The sequence below is a fragment of the Achromobacter sp. genome (assembly GCF_036567245.1).
Taxonomy (GTDB): Bacteria; Pseudomonadota; Gammaproteobacteria; order Burkholderiales; family Burkholderiaceae_B; genus Achromobacter.
Genome location: NZ_DATCUY010000102.1, coordinates 1 through 1,881 on the forward strand (window position 1 = coordinate 1; position 1,881 = coordinate 1,881).

Below are 1,881 nucleotides of genomic sequence, written 5' to 3' on the forward strand. Positions count from 1 at the left end.
GCCGCCCGCCTCACCAGCCAGGTCCGGCACCAGGGCTTGTGGGCTGCCGCCGCCCTCTGCGGCGGCGCGCCAGGCGCCGGGCAGGGGGCTTGATCGCAGGCTGCCTGCGCTATACTTTGAAGGTTTTGTTGCCGCGCACCATGCGCAGGCATCTTCGCCCCGCAGGCCCCCAGCATGCCCTTGCCACCGCCGGACTATCCTCGCCAACCATTGCATACGCGTTCCATACGCGTGCAGTCGTATGCGCGCGAAGACGGACTCTGGGACCTGGAAGCCGAGCTGATCGACGTCAAAGCGTACGATTTCCCCAAGCGCGACGGCGAGATGTTCAAAGCCGGACAACCCATTCACCACATGCATCTGCGCATCACCATCGACGAGAATTTCTCGATCGTGGCGGCGCAGGCCGTCTATGACGCGGCTCCCTACGGCGAGCATTGCATGGCCATCGAACCGGCTTACACTGATCTGATCGGCATGAACCTGCTCAAGGGGTTCCGCGGACAGGTCAAGGAGCGGTTCGGGCACGTGGAGGGCTGTACCCACATGACCGAACTGTCGCAGGTGCTTCCCACCGCGGCGGTCCAGACCATGGCCAACCGCCGGCGGCAGGAAAACAACCCGAACCGGCGTCCATTCCAATTGGACGGTTGCCACGCGTTAAGCACCGGCGGCCCGGTGGTGGCTGAGCACTATCCCAAGTGGTACACCGGGGGTAGCGCTGAGGCATCGGCCGATTCGTCCTCCGATTCACCTTCTTTTTCTCATACGTCCTGACAGGTAACACATGAAAATCCACGAGTATCAAGGCAAGGAACTGCTGAAGCAATTTGGCGTCCCCGTGCCGCGCGGGATTCCCGCTCTTTCCGTCGACGAGGCCGTGGCTGCCGCTGAAAAGCTGGGTGGACCGGTGTGGGTCGTCAAGGCACAAATCCACGCGGGCGGCCGCGGCAAGGGCGGCGGCGTGAAGCTGGCGCGCTCGCTGGACGACGTCCGCAAGCTGGCCTCGGAAATCCTGGGCATGCAGCTGATCACGCACCAGACCGGCCCGGAAGGCCAGAAGGTCCGTCGCCTGTACATCGAAGACGGCGCTGACATCCAGAAGGAATACTACGTGTCGCTGGTCACCGACCGCGCCACCCAGAAGGTCGCCTTCATCGCCTCCAGCGAAGGCGGCATGGACATCGAGGAAGTGGCCCACTCCACTCCCGAGAAGATCATCACCGAATACATCGACCCGCTGACCGGCCTGTCGGCCGAGCAAGCCACCAAGATCGCCAATGCGATCGGCCTGCCCGCTGATTCCACCGCCCAAGCCGTGGACGTGTTCCAGAAGCTCTACAAGTGCTACATGGACACCGACGCCTCCCTGGTCGAAATCAACCCGCTGAACCGCGACAGCAAGGGCAACATCATCGCCCTGGACGCCAAGTTCAACTTCGATCCCAACGCCCTGTTCCGCCATCCGGAAATCGTCGCCTACCGCGACCTGGACGAAGAAGATCCGGCTGAAATCGAAGCCAGCAAGTTCGACCTGGCCTACATCCAGCTCGACGGCAACATCGGCTGCCTGGTGAACGGCGCCGGCCTGGCCATGGCCACGATGGACACCATCAAGTTGTTCGGCGGCGAGCCGGCCAACTTCCTGGACGTCGGCGGCGGCGCTACGGCCGAGAAGGTCACCGAAGCGTTCAAGATCATGCTCGCGAACAAGAGCGTGAAGGCCATTCTGGTCAACATCTTTGGCGGCATCATGCGCTGCGACGTCATCGCCGAAGGCGTGATCGCTGCTTGCAAGGCCGTCAACCTGAACGTGCCGCTGGTCGTCCGCATGAAGGGCACCAACGAAGAACTCGGCAAGAAGATGCTGGCCGACTCCGG

2 protein-coding genes are annotated in these 1,881 nt (G+C 62.8%); both read left to right on the top strand.

Translation table 11 applies throughout. The annotated features are described in order from the left end of the window. Positions 1-174 precede the first annotated feature (174 nt). Positions 175-777: a DUF2889 domain-containing protein gene (locus VIR09_RS04375; protein ID WP_332011764.1), complete on the top strand. Its 603-nt coding sequence runs from the start codon at positions 175-177 to the stop codon at positions 775-777. Positions 778-787: 10 nt separating this feature from the next. Beyond that, on the top strand, positions 788-1,881 hold a 1,094-nt coding region (gene sucC, locus VIR09_RS04380; RefSeq protein ID WP_332011765.1), incomplete at its 3' end, for an ADP-forming succinate--CoA ligase subunit beta.